The sequence below is a fragment of the Streptomyces globosus genome, assembly GCF_003325375.1.
In the GTDB taxonomy this organism is placed as follows: Bacteria; Actinomycetota; Actinomycetes; order Streptomycetales; family Streptomycetaceae; genus Streptomyces; species Streptomyces globosus_A.
In genome coordinates this window covers 607,426-624,001 of sequence record NZ_CP030862.1, presented here as the reverse complement: position 1 = coordinate 624,001, position 16,576 = coordinate 607,426, and the positions used below count along the sequence as shown (strand labels likewise).

The 16,576-nt window shown below is 68.8% G+C and carries 25 protein-coding genes; all 25 read right to left on the bottom strand.

What is annotated here, in order from left to right:
• The 25 genes from rpmD to C0216_RS02890 all read right to left on the bottom strand — a co-directional run bounded on the left by rpmD (nucleotide 1) and on the right by C0216_RS02890 (nucleotide 16,524).
• Nucleotides 1–183: a 50S ribosomal protein L30 gene (rpmD, locus tag C0216_RS03015; protein WP_005313525.1), complete on the bottom strand. Its 183-nt coding sequence runs from the start codon at nucleotides 181–183 to the stop codon at nucleotides 1–3.
• Complete coding sequence (rpsE, locus tag C0216_RS03010; RefSeq protein WP_114053746.1) at nucleotides 183–785, bottom strand: 30S ribosomal protein S5; 603 nt, start codon at nucleotides 783–785, stop codon at nucleotides 183–185. The genes rpmD and rpsE overlap by 1 nt, the downstream gene beginning before the upstream one ends.
• Before the next feature lie 45 nt (nucleotides 786–830).
• Nucleotides 831–1,214: a 50S ribosomal protein L18 gene (gene rplR / locus C0216_RS03005; RefSeq protein WP_114053745.1), complete on the bottom strand. Its 384-nt coding sequence runs from the start codon at nucleotides 1,212–1,214 to the stop codon at nucleotides 831–833.
• A 4-nt stretch (nucleotides 1,215–1,218) separates the two neighbouring features.
• A complete protein-coding gene (gene rplF, locus C0216_RS03000) occupies nucleotides 1,219–1,758 on the bottom strand; it encodes a 50S ribosomal protein L6 (protein WP_114053744.1) in 540 nt (179 codons plus the stop codon).
• Nucleotides 1,759–1,778: 20 nt separating this feature from the next.
• A complete protein-coding gene (gene rpsH / locus C0216_RS02995) occupies nucleotides 1,779–2,177 on the bottom strand; it encodes a 30S ribosomal protein S8 (protein WP_042812335.1) in 399 nt (132 codons plus the stop codon).
• A 218-nt stretch (nucleotides 2,178–2,395) separates the two neighbouring features.
• Complete coding sequence (locus C0216_RS02985) at nucleotides 2,396–2,581, bottom strand: type Z 30S ribosomal protein S14 (RefSeq protein ID WP_003956452.1); 186 nt, start codon at nucleotides 2,579–2,581, stop codon at nucleotides 2,396–2,398.
• Between the two features lie 5 nt (nucleotides 2,582–2,586).
• Nucleotides 2,587–3,138, bottom strand: a complete 552-nt coding sequence (rplE, locus tag C0216_RS02980) for a 50S ribosomal protein L5 (protein WP_114053743.1) — start codon at nucleotides 3,136–3,138, stop codon at nucleotides 2,587–2,589.
• A complete protein-coding gene (gene rplX / locus C0216_RS02975) occupies nucleotides 3,138–3,449 on the bottom strand; it encodes a 50S ribosomal protein L24 (RefSeq protein WP_114053742.1) in 312 nt (103 codons plus the stop codon). The genes rplE and rplX overlap by 1 nt, the downstream gene beginning before the upstream one ends.
• 2 nt (nucleotides 3,450–3,451) lie before the next feature.
• Nucleotides 3,452–3,820, bottom strand: a complete 369-nt coding sequence (gene rplN / locus C0216_RS02970; protein ID WP_003956455.1) for a 50S ribosomal protein L14 — start codon at nucleotides 3,818–3,820, stop codon at nucleotides 3,452–3,454.
• Nucleotides 3,821–3,923: 103 nt separating this feature from the next.
• Nucleotides 3,924–4,205, bottom strand: a complete 282-nt coding sequence (gene rpsQ, locus C0216_RS02965) for a 30S ribosomal protein S17 (RefSeq protein ID WP_079429300.1) — start codon at nucleotides 4,203–4,205, stop codon at nucleotides 3,924–3,926.
• Complete coding sequence (rpmC, locus tag C0216_RS02960; protein ID WP_114053741.1) at nucleotides 4,205–4,429, bottom strand: 50S ribosomal protein L29; 225 nt, start codon at nucleotides 4,427–4,429, stop codon at nucleotides 4,205–4,207. The genes rpsQ and rpmC overlap by 1 nt, the downstream gene beginning before the upstream one ends.
• Nucleotides 4,429–4,848 carry a 50S ribosomal protein L16 gene (gene rplP, locus C0216_RS02955; RefSeq protein WP_114053740.1) on the bottom strand — a complete coding sequence of 140 codons (420 nt, stop codon included), beginning with the start codon at nucleotides 4,846–4,848 and terminating at the stop codon, nucleotides 4,429–4,431. The genes rpmC and rplP overlap by 1 nt, the downstream gene beginning before the upstream one ends.
• 5 nt (nucleotides 4,849–4,853) lie before the next feature.
• A complete protein-coding gene (rpsC, locus tag C0216_RS02950) occupies nucleotides 4,854–5,693 on the bottom strand; it encodes a 30S ribosomal protein S3 (protein ID WP_114053739.1) in 840 nt (279 codons plus the stop codon).
• Nucleotides 5,693–6,040 carry a 50S ribosomal protein L22 gene (gene rplV / locus C0216_RS02945; protein WP_030201575.1) on the bottom strand — a complete coding sequence of 116 codons (348 nt, stop codon included), beginning with the start codon at nucleotides 6,038–6,040 and terminating at the stop codon, nucleotides 5,693–5,695. The genes rpsC and rplV overlap by 1 nt, the downstream gene beginning before the upstream one ends.
• A gap of 43 nt (nucleotides 6,041–6,083) precedes the next feature.
• Nucleotides 6,084–6,365 carry a 30S ribosomal protein S19 gene (gene rpsS / locus C0216_RS02940; protein ID WP_114053738.1) on the bottom strand — a complete coding sequence of 94 codons (282 nt, stop codon included), beginning with the start codon at nucleotides 6,363–6,365 and terminating at the stop codon, nucleotides 6,084–6,086.
• A gap of 12 nt (nucleotides 6,366–6,377) precedes the next feature.
• The gene (rplB, locus tag C0216_RS02935) at nucleotides 6,378–7,214 is read right to left on the bottom strand and encodes a 50S ribosomal protein L2 (protein ID WP_114053737.1); all 837 of its coding nucleotides are present in this window, start codon (nucleotides 7,212–7,214) and stop codon (nucleotides 6,378–6,380) included.
• Between the two features lie 40 nt (nucleotides 7,215–7,254).
• On the bottom strand, nucleotides 7,255–7,578 hold the full coding sequence (gene rplW / locus C0216_RS02930) for a 50S ribosomal protein L23 (RefSeq protein ID WP_114053736.1): 324 nt from the start codon (nucleotides 7,576–7,578) through the stop codon (nucleotides 7,255–7,257).
• Nucleotides 7,578–8,228: a 50S ribosomal protein L4 gene (gene rplD, locus C0216_RS02925; protein WP_114053735.1), complete on the bottom strand. Its 651-nt coding sequence runs from the start codon at nucleotides 8,226–8,228 to the stop codon at nucleotides 7,578–7,580. The genes rplW and rplD overlap by 1 nt, the downstream gene beginning before the upstream one ends.
• 4 nt (nucleotides 8,229–8,232) lie before the next feature.
• Nucleotides 8,233–8,877: a 50S ribosomal protein L3 gene (rplC, locus tag C0216_RS02920; RefSeq protein WP_114053734.1), complete on the bottom strand. Its 645-nt coding sequence runs from the start codon at nucleotides 8,875–8,877 to the stop codon at nucleotides 8,233–8,235.
• A 14-nt stretch (nucleotides 8,878–8,891) separates the two neighbouring features.
• Nucleotides 8,892–9,200: a 30S ribosomal protein S10 gene (gene rpsJ / locus C0216_RS02915; RefSeq protein WP_003948644.1), complete on the bottom strand. Its 309-nt coding sequence runs from the start codon at nucleotides 9,198–9,200 to the stop codon at nucleotides 8,892–8,894.
• A gap of 539 nt (nucleotides 9,201–9,739) precedes the next feature.
• Nucleotides 9,740–12,343 (bottom strand): N-acetylmuramoyl-L-alanine amidase, encoded by a 2,604-nt coding sequence (locus C0216_RS02910; protein ID WP_162793107.1) that lies wholly within the window; start codon nucleotides 12,341–12,343, stop codon nucleotides 9,740–9,742.
• Nucleotides 12,344–12,533: 190 nt separating this feature from the next.
• Entirely contained in the window at nucleotides 12,534–14,447 is a 1,914-nt protein-coding gene (locus C0216_RS02905) for a hypothetical protein (protein ID WP_114053732.1), read from the bottom strand.
• A 73-nt stretch (nucleotides 14,448–14,520) separates the two neighbouring features.
• Nucleotides 14,521–15,426: a glycosyltransferase family 2 protein gene (locus tag C0216_RS02900; protein WP_114053731.1), complete on the bottom strand. Its 906-nt coding sequence runs from the start codon at nucleotides 15,424–15,426 to the stop codon at nucleotides 14,521–14,523.
• Nucleotides 15,427–15,430: 4 nt separating this feature from the next.
• Complete coding sequence (locus tag C0216_RS02895) at nucleotides 15,431–15,838, bottom strand: DUF2304 domain-containing protein (RefSeq protein WP_114053730.1); 408 nt, start codon at nucleotides 15,836–15,838, stop codon at nucleotides 15,431–15,433.
• Nucleotides 15,838–16,524 carry a glycosyltransferase family 2 protein gene (locus C0216_RS02890; RefSeq protein ID WP_216827053.1) on the bottom strand — a complete coding sequence of 229 codons (687 nt, stop codon included), beginning with the start codon at nucleotides 16,522–16,524 and terminating at the stop codon, nucleotides 15,838–15,840. The genes C0216_RS02895 and C0216_RS02890 overlap by 1 nt, the downstream gene beginning before the upstream one ends.
• Between the last annotated feature and the right edge of the window lie 52 nt (nucleotides 16,525–16,576).

The window sequence follows — 16,576 nt, the reverse complement described above, 5'->3', positions numbered from 1 at the left end:
TCAGTCAACCTCCTCAACCGTCACGAGGTGGCGGACGGTGTGCACCATGCCGCGGAACTCGGGGCGGTCCTCCTTGACGACCACGTCGTTCAGGCGCTTGAGCCCGAGCGAACGCAGGGTGTCGCGGTGGTTCTGCTTGCTGCCGATGTACGACTTCGTCTGCGTGATCTTGAGGCGGGCCATCAGACACCCGCCCCAGCACGCGCACGGAGAAGAGCCGCGGGGGCGACGTCCTCGAGCGGCAGACCGCGGCGGGCCGCGATCTCCTCGGGACGCTGCAGGCCCTTGAGGGCCGCCACGGTCGCGTGCACGATGTTGATCGCGTTGTCGGAGCCGAGCGACTTCGACAGGATGTCGTGAACGCCGGCGCACTCCAGAACGGCGCGCACCGGGCCACCGGCGATAACACCGGTACCGGGGGAAGCAGGCTTCAGCAGGACGACGCCCGCAGCCTTCTCGCCCTGAACCGGGTGCGGGATGGTGCCCTGGATGCGGGGGACGCGGAAGAAGTTCTTCTTCGCCTCCTCGACACCCTTGGCGATGGCCGCGGGAACTTCCTTGGCCTTGCCGTAACCGACACCCACGGTGCCGTCACCGTCGCCCACCACGACCAGCGCGGTGAAGCTGAAGCGACGACCACCCTTCACAACCTTGGCGACACGGTTGATCGCGACAACGCGCTCAACGTAAGCGGTCTTCTCGGCGGCAGCGCCACCGTCGCGACCCTTCCGGTCCCGCCGCTCGCCGCCACCGGCACCGCTGCCGCGGCGCTGGGGTCCAGCCATTGGATTACCTCTCTCTGTTACGTCCGTGAGTCCCGGAACCGGGGCTTAGAACTTCAGCCCGGCTTCGCGGGCGGCGTCAGCCAGAGCGGCAATGCGCCCGGCGTACCTGTTGCCACCGCGGTCGAACACGACGGCCTCGACACCGGCGGCCTTGGCGCGCTCGGCGACCAGAAGGCCGACCTGCTTGGCCTGCGCGGACTTGTCACCCTCGCCGCCGCGGACCGACGCGTCCAGGTGCGACGCCGACGCAAGGGTGTGACCCTTGAGGTCGTCGATGACCTGGGCGGTGATACCGCGGTTCGAGCGGGTCACGACGAGGCGCGGACGCTCCGCCGTACCCGAGATGCTCTTGCGGATGCGGATGTGGCGGCGCGCCTTCGCAGCGCGCTTGTAAGCGTCGCCCTTGGCGATCTTCACACCGTATGCCATGGCTTTACTTACCAGCCTTTCCGACCTTGCGGCGGATGACCTCGCCCGCGTACTTGACGCCCTTGGCCTTGTACGGGTCGGGCTTCCGCAGCTTGCGGATGTTGGCGGCGACCTCGCCGACCTTCTGCTTGTCGATGCCCTCGACCGAGAACTTGGTCGGCGACTCGACCTTGAAGGAGATGCCCTCGGGGGCCTCCACCAGGATCGGGTGGCTGTAGCCGAGCTGGAACTCCAGGGCGGAGCCCTTCGCGGCCACGCGGTAACCGACACCGCTGATCTCGAGCGCCTTGGTGTATCCCTGGGTCACACCGGTGATCATGTTGGCCACCAGCGTGCGGGACAGGCCGTGGAGGGCCTTGTTCTGACGCTCGTCGTTCGGACGGGTGACGTTCAGAACGCCGTCCTCGCCCTTAACGATCTCGATGGGGGCGGCAACGGTGTGGGAGAGGAGACCCTTGGGGCCCTTCACCGCGACCGTGCGGCCATCGATGGTGACGTCCACGCCGGCGGGAACCGGGATGGGGAGCTTGCCGATACGAGACATAGCTTTTCCTCCGTTCCCGACTACCAGACGTAGGCGAGGACTTCCCCACCCACGCCCTTCTTCTGCGCCTGCTGGCCGGTCAGGAGACCGTGGGACGTGGAGATGATCGCCACGCCCAGGCCGCCGAGGACCTTCGGCAGGTTGGTGGACTTCGCGTAGACACGCAGACCCGGCTTCGAGATTCGCTTGATGCCGGCGATCGAGCGCTCGCGGTTCGGACCGAACTTCAGCTCGAGGACGAGGTTCTTGCCGACCTCGGCGTCCTCGACCTTCCAGCCGGTGATGAAACCCTCCTGCTTGAGGATTTCCGCGATGTGCGACTTGATCTTGCTGTGCGGCATCACGACAGAGTCGTGGTACGCCGAGTTAGCGTTACGCAGACGAGTGAGCATGTCTGCGATCGGGTCAGTCATGGTCATGAATCGGCCTTCGGCCTCTCTCGCCGGGGTTTCCTGTATGCGCCATCCCTCTCCCCACACAGGGGCGGGACGGGTGCGGCGCGGGGACCTACGGCGTAGTAAGTCGACGGGCGGCGGACGCCCAACCCCACTAGCCTACGCCATGGGGCTGGGCACTCCGCCGGCCCAGATGCTTACCGAGAGCGTCCGGAACCCTCAACACCCAAGGGGTGAAGGGATTACCAGGAGCTCTTGGTCACGCCCGGCAGCTCGCCACGGTGAGCCATCTCACGGAGGCACACGCGGCACAGGCCGAACTTGCGGTACACGGAGTGGGGACGGCCGCAGCGCTGGCAGCGCGTGTAAGCACGCACACCGAACTTGGGCTTGCGGGCAGCCTTCGCGATGAGAGCCTTCTTCGCCATCTCGCTTACGCCTCCTTGAACGGGAAGCCGAGGTGACGGAGGAGCGCGCGGCCCTCAGCGTCGTTGGTCGCCGTGGTCACCACGGTGATGTCCATACCCCGGACGCGGTCGATCTTGTCCTGGTCGATCTCGTGGAACATGACCTGCTCCGTGAGACCGAAGGTGTAGTTGCCACGGCCGTCGAACTGCTTCGGGGACAGGCCGCGGAAGTCGCGGATGCGCGGCAGCGCGAGCGACAGGGTGCGGTCCAGGAACTCCCACATGCGGTCGCCACGGAGGGTGACGTGGGCACCGATCGGCTGACCCTCGCGCAGCTTGAACTGCGCGATGGACTTGCGGGCCTTGGTGACGGCCGGCTTCTGACCGGTGATCGTGGTGAGGTCGCGGATGGCGCCGTCGATCAGCTTCGAGTCACGGGCGGCGTCGCCGACACCCATGTTCACGACGATCTTGACGAGGCCGGGGATCTGCATGACGTTCTCGTACTGGAACTCTTCACGCAGCTTGCCCGCGATCTCCTCGCGGTACTTCGTCTTCAGACGCGGAGTGGTAGCCATCAGATGTCCTCACCCGTGCGCTTGGCAACGCGGATCTTGTTGCCCTCGTCGTCGAAGCGGTAACCGACGCGGGTGACGACCTTCTTGCCGTCCTTCTCCACGACCAGCTGGACGTTGGACACGTGGACGGGGGCCTCGGTGATGACGATGCCGCCGGCCTGGTTCTGCCCAGCCTTGGTGTGCTTCTTGACCCGGTTGACACCCTCGACGAGGACGCGGTTCTCGGCGGGGAAGGCCGCGACGACCTTGCCCTGCTTGCCCTTGTCCTTGCCGGTGATGACCTGGACCAGGTCGCCCTTCTTGATCTTCATGCTTACAGCACCTCCGGCGCGAGCGAGATGATCTTCATGAACTTCTTCTCGCGCAGCTCACGGCCGACGGGGCCGAAGATACGGGTGCCGCGAGGGTCGCCGTCGTTCTTCAGAATGACGGCGGCGTTCTCGTCGAAGCGGATGTACGAGCCGTCCTGGCGGCGGCGCTCCTTGACGGTGCGAACGATGACCGCCTTGACGACGTCACCCTTCTTCACGTTGCCACCGGGGATCGCGTCCTTGACGGTGGCGACGATGACGTCACCGATGCCCGCGTAGCGGCGACCGGAGCCACCGAGAACACGGATGCAAAGGATCTCCTTGGCACCAGTGTTGTCGGCGACACGCAGTCGCGACTCCTGCTGGATCACGTCTATCTCCTGATTGTCTGCCGGTTCCCGGCGGGGGCCTCACTGCGAGGCGGGCCCCCACCGAGCCTGGCGGAACGAACCTGAGGGAAGTCCCCTCAGGTGATTACTTGGCCTTCTCGAGGATCTCGACGATGCGCCAGCGCTTGCTCGCCGACAGCGGACGCGTCTCCATGATGAGGACACGGTCGCCGACACCGGCAGCGTTCTGCTCGTCGTGGGCCTTGAGCTTGTTCGTACGGCGGATGACCTTGCCGTACAGCGCGTGCTTGACGCGGTCCTCAACGGCGACGACGACGGTCTTGTCCATCTTGTCGCTGACGACCAGACCCTCACGGGTCTTGCGGAAACCGCGCTCGGTCTTCTCAGTCACGTTCTTCTCGCTCATCAGGCGTTCTCCACCGTCTCGATGCCGAGCTCGCGCTCGTGCATCAGGGTGTAGATCCGGGCGATGTCCTTACGGACGGACTTGAGCCGGCCGTTGTTCTCCAGCTGGCCCGTGGCCGCCTGGAAACGGAGCTTGAACAGCTCTTCCTTGGCCTCGCGCAGCTTGGCAACGAGCTCCTCGTTGCCCAGCTCACGCAGCTCGGATGCCTTGGTTCCGGCCGCCATCACGACTCACCTGCCTCGCGCTTGACGATCCGGCACTTCATCGGCAGCTTGTGAGCCGCACGAGTCAGAGCCTCACGCGCAATCTTCTCGTTCGGGTAGGACAGCTCGAACATGACCCGGCCCGGGTGCACGTTCGCGATCCACCACTCCGGGGAACCCTTACCGGAACCCATGCGGGTCTCGGCGGGCTTCTTCGTCAGCGGACGGTCCGGGTAGATGTTGATCCAGACCTTGCCGCCACGCTTGATGTGGCGGGTCATCGCGATACGAGCCGCCTCGATCTGGCGGTTCGTCACGTACGCCGGGGTCAGCGCCTGGATGCCGTACTCGCCGAACGAGACCTCGGTGCCGCCCTTGGAGACACCGCCGCGCTTGGGGTGGTGCTGCTTGCGGTGCTTGACCCTACGAGGGATCAGCATGTCGGTCAGGCCTCCGTTCCGGTGCTCTCGGCCGGAGCGGCGGCAGCGGCCTCGGCCTTGGGGGCCTCGGCAGCAGCAGCCTGCTGCGGCTTGCGGCCACCACGGCCGCCGCGCTCGCCACCGCGGCCACCACGGCCGGCGGGACGGTCGCCAGCGCCGGCGCCACGGGCCGGGCGGTTACCCGCGCGGGCCGCAGCGTTCTCGGCGCGAACCTCGGCGATGTTCTTGACGTCGCCCTTGTAGATCCAGACCTTCACGCCGATGCGGCCGAAGGTGGTCTTGGCCTCGAAGAAGCCGTAGTCCACGTTCGCGCGCAGGGTGTGCAGCGGCACACGGCCCTCGCGGTAGAACTCGGACCGGGACATCTCGGCGCCGCCGAGACGGCCGCCACACTGGATCTTGATGCCCTTGGCGCCGGCCTTCATGGTGCCCTGCATGCTCTTGCGCATGGCACGGCGGAAGGAGACGCGGGAGGACAGCTGCTCGGCAACGGCCTGGGCAACCAGCTGGGCGTCGAGCTCGGGGTTCTTGACCTCGAGGATGTTCAGCTGGACCTGCTTGCCGGTGAGCTTCTCGAGGTCGCCGCGGATGCGGTCGGCCTCGGCGCCGCGGCGGCCGATGACGATGCCCGGACGAGCGGTGTGGATGTCCACACGCACGCGGTCACGGGTGCGCTCGATCTCGACCTTGGAGATGCCGGCGCGCTCCATGCCGGACGTCATCATCCGACGGATGGCGACGTCTTCCTTGACGTAGTCCTTGTACAGCTTGTCGGCGTACCAGCGCGACTTGAAGTCGGTGGTGATGCCGAGCCGGAACCCGTGCGGGTTTACCTTCTGGCCCATTACCGGGTTCCTTCCTTGCTGCTGACGACCACGGTGATGTGGCTGGTCCGCTTGCGGATCCGGTAGGCACGGCCCTGGGCGCGCGGACGGAACCGCTTCAGGGTCGGGCCTTCGTCAACGAACGCCTCGCTGATGAACAGCGAGGAGGCGTCCGTGTGGTTGTAGTTGTGCGCGGCGTTGGCAATGGCGCTGTCCAGCACCTTGCCGACCGGCACGCTCGCGGCCTGCGGGGCGAAACGCAGGACCGCCTGAGCCTCCGTGGCATCCATGCCACGGATGAGGTCCACCACGCGGCGGGCCTTCATGGGCGTGACGCGGATGTACCGCGCCTGGGCCCTGGCTTCCATGGTTGTCCCTTCGGTGTAAGTCATAGTCGTTCCCACCCCGCTTCTAGCGGCGCTTCGACTTCCGGTCTTCCTTGACGTGGCCGCGGAAGGTGCGAGTCGGCGAGAACTCGCCGAGCTTGTGGCCGACCATGGACTCGGTGACGAACACCGGGACGTGCGTCTTGCCGTTGTGCACCGCGATCGTGTGACCCAGCATGCTGGGGATGATCATCGAGCGACGGGACCAGGTCTTGATGACGTTCTTGGTACCGGCTTCGTTCTGAGCGTCCACCTTCTTCAGGAGGTGGCCGTCAACGAAGGGTCCCTTCTTGAGACTGCGCGGCATCTAAACCCGCTCCTAGCGCTTCTTGTTCGTCTTGCGGCGGCGGACGATGTACTTGTTCGAAGCCTTCTTCGGCGAACGAGTACGACCCTCCTTCTGACCCCACGGGGAGACCGGGTGGCGACCACCGGAGGTCTTGCCCTCACCACCACCGTGCGGGTGGTCAACCGGGTTCATCGCGACACCGCGGACGGTCGGGCGGACGCCCTTCCAGCGCATGCGGCCGGCCTTGCCCCAGTTGATGTTCGACTGCTCGGCGTTGCCGACCTCGCCGACCGTGGCGCGGCAGCGGGCGTCGACGAGACGGATCTCACCGGACGGCATGCGGAGGTGGGCCATGGTGCCCTCCTTCGCAAGCAGCTGCACGGAGGCACCCGCGGAGCGGGCGAACTTCGCACCGCCGCCGGGACGCAGCTCGATGGCGTGGATGGTCGTACCGACCGGGATGTTGCGCAGCGCCAGGTTGTTGCCGGGCTTGATGTCGGCCGTCGGGCCGTTCTCGATCCGGTCGCCCTGCTGCAGGCCGCGCGGCGCGATGATGTAGCGCTTCTCGCCGTCGGCGTAGTGCAGCAGCGCGATGCGCGCGGTGCGGTTGGGGTCGTACTCGATGTGCGCGACCTTGGCCGGCACGCCGTCCTTGTCGTGACGACGGAAGTCGATCACGCGGTAGGCGCGCTTGTGGCCACCGCCCTGGTGGCGAACGGTCACACGACCGGTGTTGTTACGGCCGCCCTTGCTGTGCAGGGGGCGGACCAGCGACTTCTCCGGCGTGGACCGCGTGATCTCGACAAAGTCGGCGACGCTGGAGCCACGACGGCCCGGGGTCGTCGGCTTGTACTTGCGGATACCCATTTCTCAGTCCTCGTCCGATTCCGGACGACTCAGGACTCCGTTAGGAGGCCTGGCCGCCGAAGATGTCGATACGGTCGCCCTCAGCGAGGGTCACGATGGCGCGCTTGGTGTTGGCACGCTTGCCGAAACCGGTGCGGGTGCGCTTGCGCTTGCCCTGGCGGTTGATCGTGTTGACCCCGGTGACCTTGACCGAGAAGACCGCCTCGACGGCCTGCTTGATCTGGGTCTTGTTGGCGCCGGGCGCGACGATGAACGTGTACTTGTTCTCGTCGAGAAGCGCGTAGCTCTTCTCCGAGACGACCGGCTTGATCAGCAGGTCGCGCGGGTCAGTGAAGGTCTTGCTGGTAACGGTCGCCTCGGACATCAGGCGTCGCTCCCTTCGGTCTCATCGGCCTTGGGGCCAGACACGAAGGACTCCAGCGCGGCCTGGGTGAAGACCACGTCGTCGGAGACGATCACGTCGTACGTGTTCAGCTGGCCCGGCTCCAGGATGTGCACCTGGGGCAGGTTGCGGGCGGACAGCCACGCGGCCTCGTCGGAGCGCTCGACGACCAGGAGCAGGTTCTTGCGCTCCGTGATCTTGCCGAACAGCGTCTTGGCGGCCTTGGTGGAGACGTCACCCTCGACCACGCCGGTGACGACGTGGATGCGGGAGTGGCGCGCACGGTCCGAGAGGGCACCGCGGAGGGCGGCGGCCTTCATCTTCTTCGGGGTCCGCTGCGAGTAGTCACGCGGCACGGGGCCGTGGACGACGCCACCGCCGGCGAACTGCGGAGCGCGGGTCGAACCCTGACGGGCGCGGCCGGTGCCCTTCTGGCGGTACGGCTTCTTGCCGCCACCGCGGACTTCGCCGCGGGTCTTGGTCTTGTGCGTGCCCTGACGGGCCGCAGCCAGCTGCGCGACGACGACCTGGTGGATCAGCGGAACGCTGGTCTTCGCGTCGAAGATCTCCGCGGGGAGCTCGACGGTACCGGCCTTGTCGCCTGCCGGCGAAAGGATGTCAATGGTGCTCATTACCTCAAGCCCCCTTGGCCGCGGTACGGACCAGGACGAGGCCGCCGTTCGGACCGGGGACCGCGCCCTTGATGAGGAGCAGACCCTTCTCCGCGTCCACCGCGTGGATGGTCAGGTTCTGGGTGGTGACGCGCTCGTTGCCCATACGACCAGCCATGCGCACGCCCTTGAAGACGCGCCCAGGGGTGGCGCAGCCACCGATCGAACCGGGGGAGCGGTGCTTGCGCTGCACACCGTGGCCGGCGCCGAGGCCCCGGAAGTTGTGCCGCTTCATGACACCGGCGAAGCCCTTGCCCTTGCTGTTGCCCGTGACGTCAACCTTGACGCCGGACTCGAACACGGCCGCGGTGATCTCCTGGCCGAGCGTGTACTCGGCGGCGTCGGAGGTGCGGAGCTCCACCAGGTGGCGGCGGGGGGTGACGTCGGCCTTGGCGAAGTGGCCCTTGAGGGGCTTGTTCACCTTGCGCGGGTCGATCTCGCCGAAGGCGATCTGGACCGACTCGTAGCCGTCGGTGTCGTTGGTACGGACCTGGGTGACGACGCAGGGGCCGGCCTTGACGACGGTGACCGGGACGACACGGTTGTTCTCGTCCCAGACCTGGGTCATGCCGAGCTTCTCGCCCAGGACGCCCTTGATCTGCTTTGCCATCTTCTCGACGCCTCTCAGAGCTTGATCTCGATGTCGACGCCGGCCGGAAGGTCCAGGCGCATCAGCGAGTCAACGGTCTTGGGCGTCGGGTCGAGGATGTCGATCAGGCGCTTGTGCGTGCGCATCTCGAAGTGCTCGCGCGAGTCCTTGTACTTGTGCGGCGACTTGATGACGCAGTACACGTTCTTCTCAGTGGGCAGCGGCACCGGGCCCGCGACCGACGCACCAGTGCGGGTCACCGTCTCGACGATCTTCTTCGCCGAGGAGTCGATGACCTCGTGGTCGTAGGCCTTGAGCCGGATGCGGATCTTCTGTCCCGCCATGGCTACTCCGTAGTCCTGTCTCTTGTGGAAACGCTCTGGCCCTCGGCCGGCTGTGGATCCCTCCACCGCTCCTCTCCGACCCACGCGGTCGGGCGTGTCGCACTCCCTCTCAGAAAATTCCCATACGGAAACTCCCTGTCCAAGGGGGTGCGGTCCCAGGACCGCGATTCGGGGGAGGAACACCCGCCGAGCGCCTGGCCGGCACCGTGCTGACGCTTCCCGGAAGATTCCCGTACTTCCGCCCCATTGCTGCCCCGGGGGGCAGATAAAGGCGACGAGTACCGTGGGACTCGCTTCCGGTCCTCCCGGCGGGAGGCGCGCAGCATCGACACTCAGCCGAGCAACTTGAGTAGTCTGCCATACGAGGCGCACACCTGGCCAATCGGGCGGAAGAGAATACCCCGCCACGGTGAGTGGTCAAACAGCGCCACGCGGCGAGCCCGCCCGGCCCGGAGCAGCGCGTACGGCGGCGGGGGCCTCCCGGAACATATCCGGAAGGCCCCCGCCGCATCGTTTCCGCGCGGAATCGTTTCCTCAGGTCACTGGGCGAAGTAGCCCGTGATGTCGGCGATCAGGTCGACCCGGCCGGAGTTGTTGTAGAAGCTCACCTTGCCGTCCACCACCGGCACCACCACGAGGTTCGGGATGGTGAGGCCGGGCGTGAAGTTCAGGTTCGAGGCGCTCGTGCGCGTCGTGCCGCTCGGGTACACCGACACGAAGCTCGCCTCGGTCGGGTTGGTCGCCGTCACGTTCAGCACCACCGCGGTCACACCCGTCGCCGGGACGCCCTGCACGCCCGCCACCGGCAGGGTCACCGTGCCGCCGCCCGAGACCGGCGCCTTCGGCACACCCAGGCCCTCACGGGTGTCCATCAGCCGCTTCGGCCCGATGTTGAAGTGCGACGAGCCCGCCGACCCCGCAGCGAAGTAGCCCGTGATGTCCGCGATCAGGTCGACCCGGCCGGAGTTGTTGTAGAAGCTCACCTTGCCGTCCACCACCGGCACGACCACCAGGTTCGGGATGGTCTGGCCGGCGGTGAAGTTCAGGTTCGAAGCGCTCGTACGGGTCGTCCCGCTCGGGTAGACCGACACGAAGCTGGAGTCCGTCGGGTTGGTCGCCGTCACGTTCAGCACCACCGCGGTCACACCCGTCGCCGGGACGCCCTGCACGCCCGCCACCGGCAGGGTCACCGTGCCGCCGCCCGAGACCGGCGCCTTCGGCACACCCAGGCCCTCACGGGTGTCCATCAGCCGCTTCGGCCCGATGTTGAAGTGCGACGAGCCCGCCGACCCCGCAGCGAAGTAGCCCGTGATGTCCGCGATCAGGTCGACCCGGCCCTGGTTGTTGTAGAAGTTCACCTTGCCGTCGACGACGGGGACGACCACCAGGTTGGGGATGGTCCGGCCGGCGGTGAAGTTCAGGTTCGACGCGCTGGTGCGCGTCATGCCGTTCGGGTAGACCGAGACGAAGCTCGCCTCCGTCGGGTTGGTCGCCGTCACGTTCAGCACGACGGACGTGACGCCCGTGGCCGGGACGCCCTGGACGCCCGCGACGGGCAGGGTGACCGTGCCGCCCGGCCCCACCTGGGCCTTCGGCACGCCGAGGCCCTCGCGGGTGTCCATCAGCCGCTTCGGGGTGACCGGCACGAACGTGGCCGGGCTGACCTCGGCGAGGACGCTGACCGGCAGCGAGGTGGACACGGCGCCGTTCGCCGCGGTGGCCCGGACCTCGACCTGGTGGCTGCCGGAGGGCAGCACCGCGCCGGCGGAGCGGGCGGTGCCCGGCACGGTCGCGACCGGGGAGCCGTCGACCAGCAGCTCGAACTTCGCCAGCCGGTCGCTGGGCGTGCTGGTGCTCCACTCCAGGATGACCGGGCCGCCGGTCTGGTGGACGGTGCCCGGCTGGACGGGCTTGCCGTTCAGGGTGGTCGCCTTCAGCTGTGCGGCGGGGCCGGCGGCGCGGACCGCGTCGAGCTGCGCGTAGAGCTGGTTGCCCGGGCACTGCGTGTTGAAGCCGTCCCGGTGCCCGGAGACCGCCTTGAACGGGTAGGCCTGCCCGGCGGTGAAGGACTTGCCGAAGAAGTTGACCTGCGTGGCGCCCGCGGTCAGCATGGCGGTGCCGTTCATGTCGCCGTCGTACTGGCCGTGCTTGTACGCGGCGATACGGGCGATCGCCGCCTGGGCGGCCGGGCTGCTCCCGCCGGAGGTGTAGTCGCCGAGGACGGCGATGCCCGCCGACTCGGCGTTCCAGCCGTAGGTGTGCGCGCCGAGGACGGGCTGGTCGATTCCGCCCTGCCGGCCCTCGAAGATCGTGCCGCACTTGTCGACGAGGAAGTTGTAGCCGAGGTCGCGCCAGCCGTTGGTCTTCACGTGGTAGACGTGGATGCCCTGGACGATCGCGGCCGACTGCGAGCAGTCGTACGGCTGGGTGTCCGCGGTGTGGTGGACGAAGACGGCCTTGACCTGGCCCCCGGGGAGGTAGATCGGGCCCTCGTCGTTGAGGGACTCGTCGGCGCCCCACTCCTGCCGCGTGACGACGGCCGGCTTGGGGGCGGTGGACGGCGGTCCCGGTTCCGCGGTGGTCGCGGCGAAGGCCGCCGGGTCCGCGTTCAGGGTGCCGCTGCGCTCCGCGGCGCCGGCCTTGCCGCCCGGGTCGACCAGGTTGAGCTCCATGCCGGCGGGTATCGCTCCGCCCTTGACGCGGACCTCGGCGCCGTCGGAGGCGCCGACCCACACGGGCTCGGTCGCACCCTTCGCGCCGGGGCGCGGCCCGTCCATGCCGGGCTTGATGGGCTCCAGTTCGATCCAGCGCGACCACTTGCCCGTGCGGGCGTCGCGGGCGCGGGCCTCGATGGTTCCCTCGACCTTGGCTGCCGGGTCCGTCCAGGAGACGCCGAGGAGGCCGAACGGCTCGGTGTCCTGCCGGGCGAGACCGGCCTCGCCGGCGCCCTTGGCCTTCAGCGCGAGCTTGTGCACCTCGCTCGCGACCGGCCCCCTGGCCTTCGACTTGCTGCTGTAGGCCGTCGATCCGCCTGTGCCTGCCCCGGGCCCCGGCTCGGCGCCCGCCGTGGCCTGGACGCCCAGGACCGCGGCGGCACCGAGCACGGCAGCCAGAGCCGTCCCCCGTACACGATTCAGTTTCACGTTGTCCTTCCCACCCCTTGGGCCCGTACGACCCGGTGAAGACACGGTTGTTGGGGCGGATGCTACTTGCCCGCTCGAACAGGGGATCGGGTGGGGTCCGGGCGGCTGCCGGGAGGGAGGGAACGCGAGGGCCCCCGGTCCGCCGCGCGCACGCGGTGGGCCGGGGGCCCGGGCAGCCTTCCGGCGGCGCCTACTTCTTCCCGGACTCGGCCTTCTTCGCGGCCTCGGCCTTCCTGACGGCTTCGGCGAGCTCCGCCATCCGGTCCCGCTCGATGTCGGTCCGCGACCGGACGCCCTCGGGCGCCCTGTGCCCGCAGACGGACGGCCATTCGTCGGCCAGGATGCCCGCGCACCAGATGAAGTCCTGGATGGGCGCGGGCTTCCAGTCCCGCTTCTTGATGTCCTCGCACTCCCCCTTGACGGGCGAGTAGCGCGGGCAGGTGCCGTCGCGCTCCTTCAGGGTGTGCGCCCGGTAGGCGTCGATGCCCATCTGGTCGACGTCCTGCGAGGGCATGTAGCGGTTGACCGACCAGGAGGCGCCCATCGCCGCGAACAGGGCGGTCACGCAGATCATGCCGGCGGCGAGCTGGCGCACCACGCGCTGCGGGACGACCCGGCCCGCGGGCGGGCCGCCGTCCGGGCCGGTCCGCGGGCGCAGGGTCCGCTCGACCCACCCGGAGCCGCGGCCGACGGCGGCCATCATGCCGAGCACGGCCAGGATCATCAGGCAGTACATGATGATCCAGGTGGTGCGGGGGTAGAGCTGCACGGCCTTCTCGTGGGCCATCTGCGAGGCGAACCAGAAGCGGGCGAACCAGGCCCCCGCGAGGACCGCCGCCGCCGTGCGGACCATGATGCTCCGCAGCCCCAGGCCCAGGCCGAGGCCCACGGCGAACAGCAGGAGCAGGGCGAAGCCGCTCTGCCCGGCCATCTCGCCGGCGGCCGGCCAGGTCTGGTACGTCAGCGTCCCGGACCGGTCCGAGACCCAGCCGAGGACGTAGCCGGGGTCGGCGTACACGGAGAGGAACGCGTACCGGTCGGGGTTCTCCGCGCCCAGCCGCACCATCTGGTACAGCAGCGGCGAGGCGACGGCCCCGGCCACGGCCACGGTGGAGCCGACGAACAGGCCGGCCTTGCGGGCGGCCCCGCCGCCGCGGCGCCACGGGAAGAGGAACGGCGCGAGGACGGCGACGCCGGGGGCGGCCCACACGTACCAGCCGGAATACCACAGGAACAGGGCGCCGAAGACGACGCCGAAGCCGGCCCCGCGCAGCACCAGCTGCCGGGTGGTGCGGCCCTCGGGCCGGCGCATCTGCCGCAGCCAGTACCCCAGCAGCGGCAGCAGCACGATCATGACGACGTGGCTGTACGGGCGGATCGGGTCGAGGAACAGCACGGCCGCCGGCACCGCGATGAGCAGCGCCCAGAAGGGGCGCAGCAGGGTCCGCCAGGCGAGGTACGCCATCGGCCCGGCGACCGCGGTGAAGAAGATCTGCAGGTCGTGCAGGGCGAAGCCGGTCTCGCCGCGGCCGTGGTAGCGGATCTTGGCCCAGAGGGCCATCAGGGCCGGGAAGGCGGGCGGGTAGATGCCCGACATCCCCTCGTCGTGGAGGAACGAGTTGGCCATGGCGATCAGGACGCCCGGGTCGCCGTCCTGCCCGCCGAGCGGGTGGGGCGTGCCGCGCAGGGCGACGACGACCCCGCCGGCGATGATGCCGGTGGCCAGGCCGGCCAGCGCCGCGCACACCAGGCGCTTGGCCAGGGCGTGCCGCCGGGCCGAGCCGCGGTAGGCGGTGTAGAGGAGGAGGGCGAGGAGCGGCAGGCCGAGGACGGCCGCGTACTTCTGGAGCGCGGCGAGGCCGCTGACCTGTCCGAGGCGGACGATCGGGTTCACCACGATGTGCCGGCTCAGCAGCATGAAGCCGAGGGCGGCCGCCAGGCTGACGACCGCCTCGGCGAGGGCGCGCACCCAGCGGCGGGAGAACCACTCCCGCAGGCGCCCGGCGGCCGCCGCGGCCGGGCCGGCCCCCGTCCTCGTTCCGGCTGCGGTGCCGCCGCGCGTGGCACCGGGCTCTGCGATGGCCTCGGGGGCCAGGTGTGTCATGTCCGTCCAATCCGGATGCGGGGGGAACCGCGCGGCGGGGCCGGGGGGGCCGCGGTCTGGGGTGTGCGGGGCGTCAGTCGGCTCGCTGTCCGGCCGTGAACGCGTGCCGCGCGAGCGTACGCAGGCCTTCGCGGTTCCCGCGGCGCAGCGCGCCCGGCAGCATCGTGATCGCGTGGAGGCGGGAGGCGCTGCGGAAGCGGGCCGCCTTGGCGGCCTTGTGCCAGCCGCGGGCGTCCATGCGGGCGGCGACGGCGGAGAAGTACCGCTCGGCCTCGGTGAAGCGGGTGCCGGAGAACGCCTGGAGCGAGGACTCGCTGACGGCGTGGCGGCGGTAGCGGAAGACGGTCGTCGACTCGTCGACGACCATGTCCTCGCCGGCCTCCAGGAGGTCGACGACGAGTGCCAGGTCCTGGATGACGCTGTACTCGTCCCGGAAGTTGATCTTCCGGAGGGCGTCGCCGCGCCAGCAGATCGACGGGAAGTACAGCCAGTTGCCGCGCAGCACGCTGGTGGCGAGCTCCTCGCCGCCCATCACGCGCCGGCCGTCGACCTGCGGGGCGTACAGGCGCCGCTTGGCCTGGTCGGCGAGTCCGTGGGCCGGCCTGCCCTCGCCGTCGATGACCTCGACGCCGGGCTGGACCATGCCGATGCCCGGGTGCTCCGCGAGGATGCCGCGGACGGTCTCCAGGTAGTGGGGGTGCAGCAGGTCGTCGCAGCCCATGATGACGACGTGGTCGGCCTCGGAGAGGTAGACGCACTTCTGGAAGTTCCTGGTGATGCCGAGGTTCTGCTCGTTGCGCAGGTAGGTGACGCGGCGGTCGCCGAGCGACTCGAACCAGCCCGGGACGTCCGGCTCCTTCCCGTCGTCGATGACGACGAGGCGGAAGTCGGGGTCCGTCTGGGCCAGGACGCTGCGGACGGCGTCCTGCATCAGCTGCACGTCCCCGTAGTAGGGGAGCATGAAGTCGAACGTCGCCACGGTGTCAGGCCTTCACCTTCGTGGAGCCGGCACCGGCGCCGGCACCCTCCTCGGGCTTGCCGAGGCGCTCGTCGTTGTGGCGGGCGCCCTCGTTGAGCGCGACCGTGCGGGCCAGGTCGGTGATCTTCTTCTCCAGCGAGCGGAAGCGCAGGAAGGTGTTGAGCGTCAGGAAGCCCATCGCCAGCACCATCACGTACAGCACGAGGTCGGTGCCGCGGCCGACGCCGAGCTTGTGGGCGAGCCAGGTGACGTCCGTCGGGCGGAGCACCGCGTAGACGTTGACGACGACGAACACGGAGAACGCGATGCGCTTCCACGCCCGGTTCTTGGCCTGGCCCCAGGTCCGTATGAAGACCAGGGCCATCGACAGCGAGCCCGCGATGAGGAGCAGCTGAATCCAGAAGTACTTCATCAGCGGTCACGCTCCCGCATGGTGATGTCGAAGACGATGTTCACGCCGTTGATCAGGGACTGGCCCTTGGCGCGCGAGTACTCGGTGTAGAGGATGTCCACGGGGACCTCCGCGACGCGCAGGTCGGACCCGGCGAGGAAGCCGACGATCTCCGACGCGTGCGCCATGCCGTTCATGGTGATGTTCAGCTGCTCGGCGGCCTTGCGGCTCAGCACGCGCAGGCCGTTGTGCGCGTCGGTCAGCTTCAGCTTGCGGGCCGTCGGGCTGACGGCGGCGGCGGTGCGCAGCACGACCCGCTTGATCCACGGCACCTGGCCGTTCTGCTCGATGAAGCGGGAGCCGAGGACGACGTCGGCCTCGTCGCGGCGCAGGACCTCGACCATCTTCTCGACGTCGGCGGTCTGGTGCTGGCCGTCCGCGTCGAAGGTGGCGAAGTAGCGGGCGCCGGGCTGGGCCAGGGCGTACTTCAGGCCGGTCTGCAGGGCGGCGCCCTGGCCGAGGTTGACCGGGTGGCGCACCAGGTGGGCGCCGGTGGTGGCGATGTGCTCGGCGGAGTCGTCGGTGCTGCCGTCGTCGACGACGACGATGTGGGGGAACGTCTTGCGCGCATCCTCGACGACCCCGGCGATCACCTGGCCCTCGTTATAGGCCGGTATGACCAGCCAGACATCGTCGTATTGGGACACGGTAGCTCCAGCGGAAAGTGGCACGTTCGCGTGCGCGTTGATCGGTGGGACG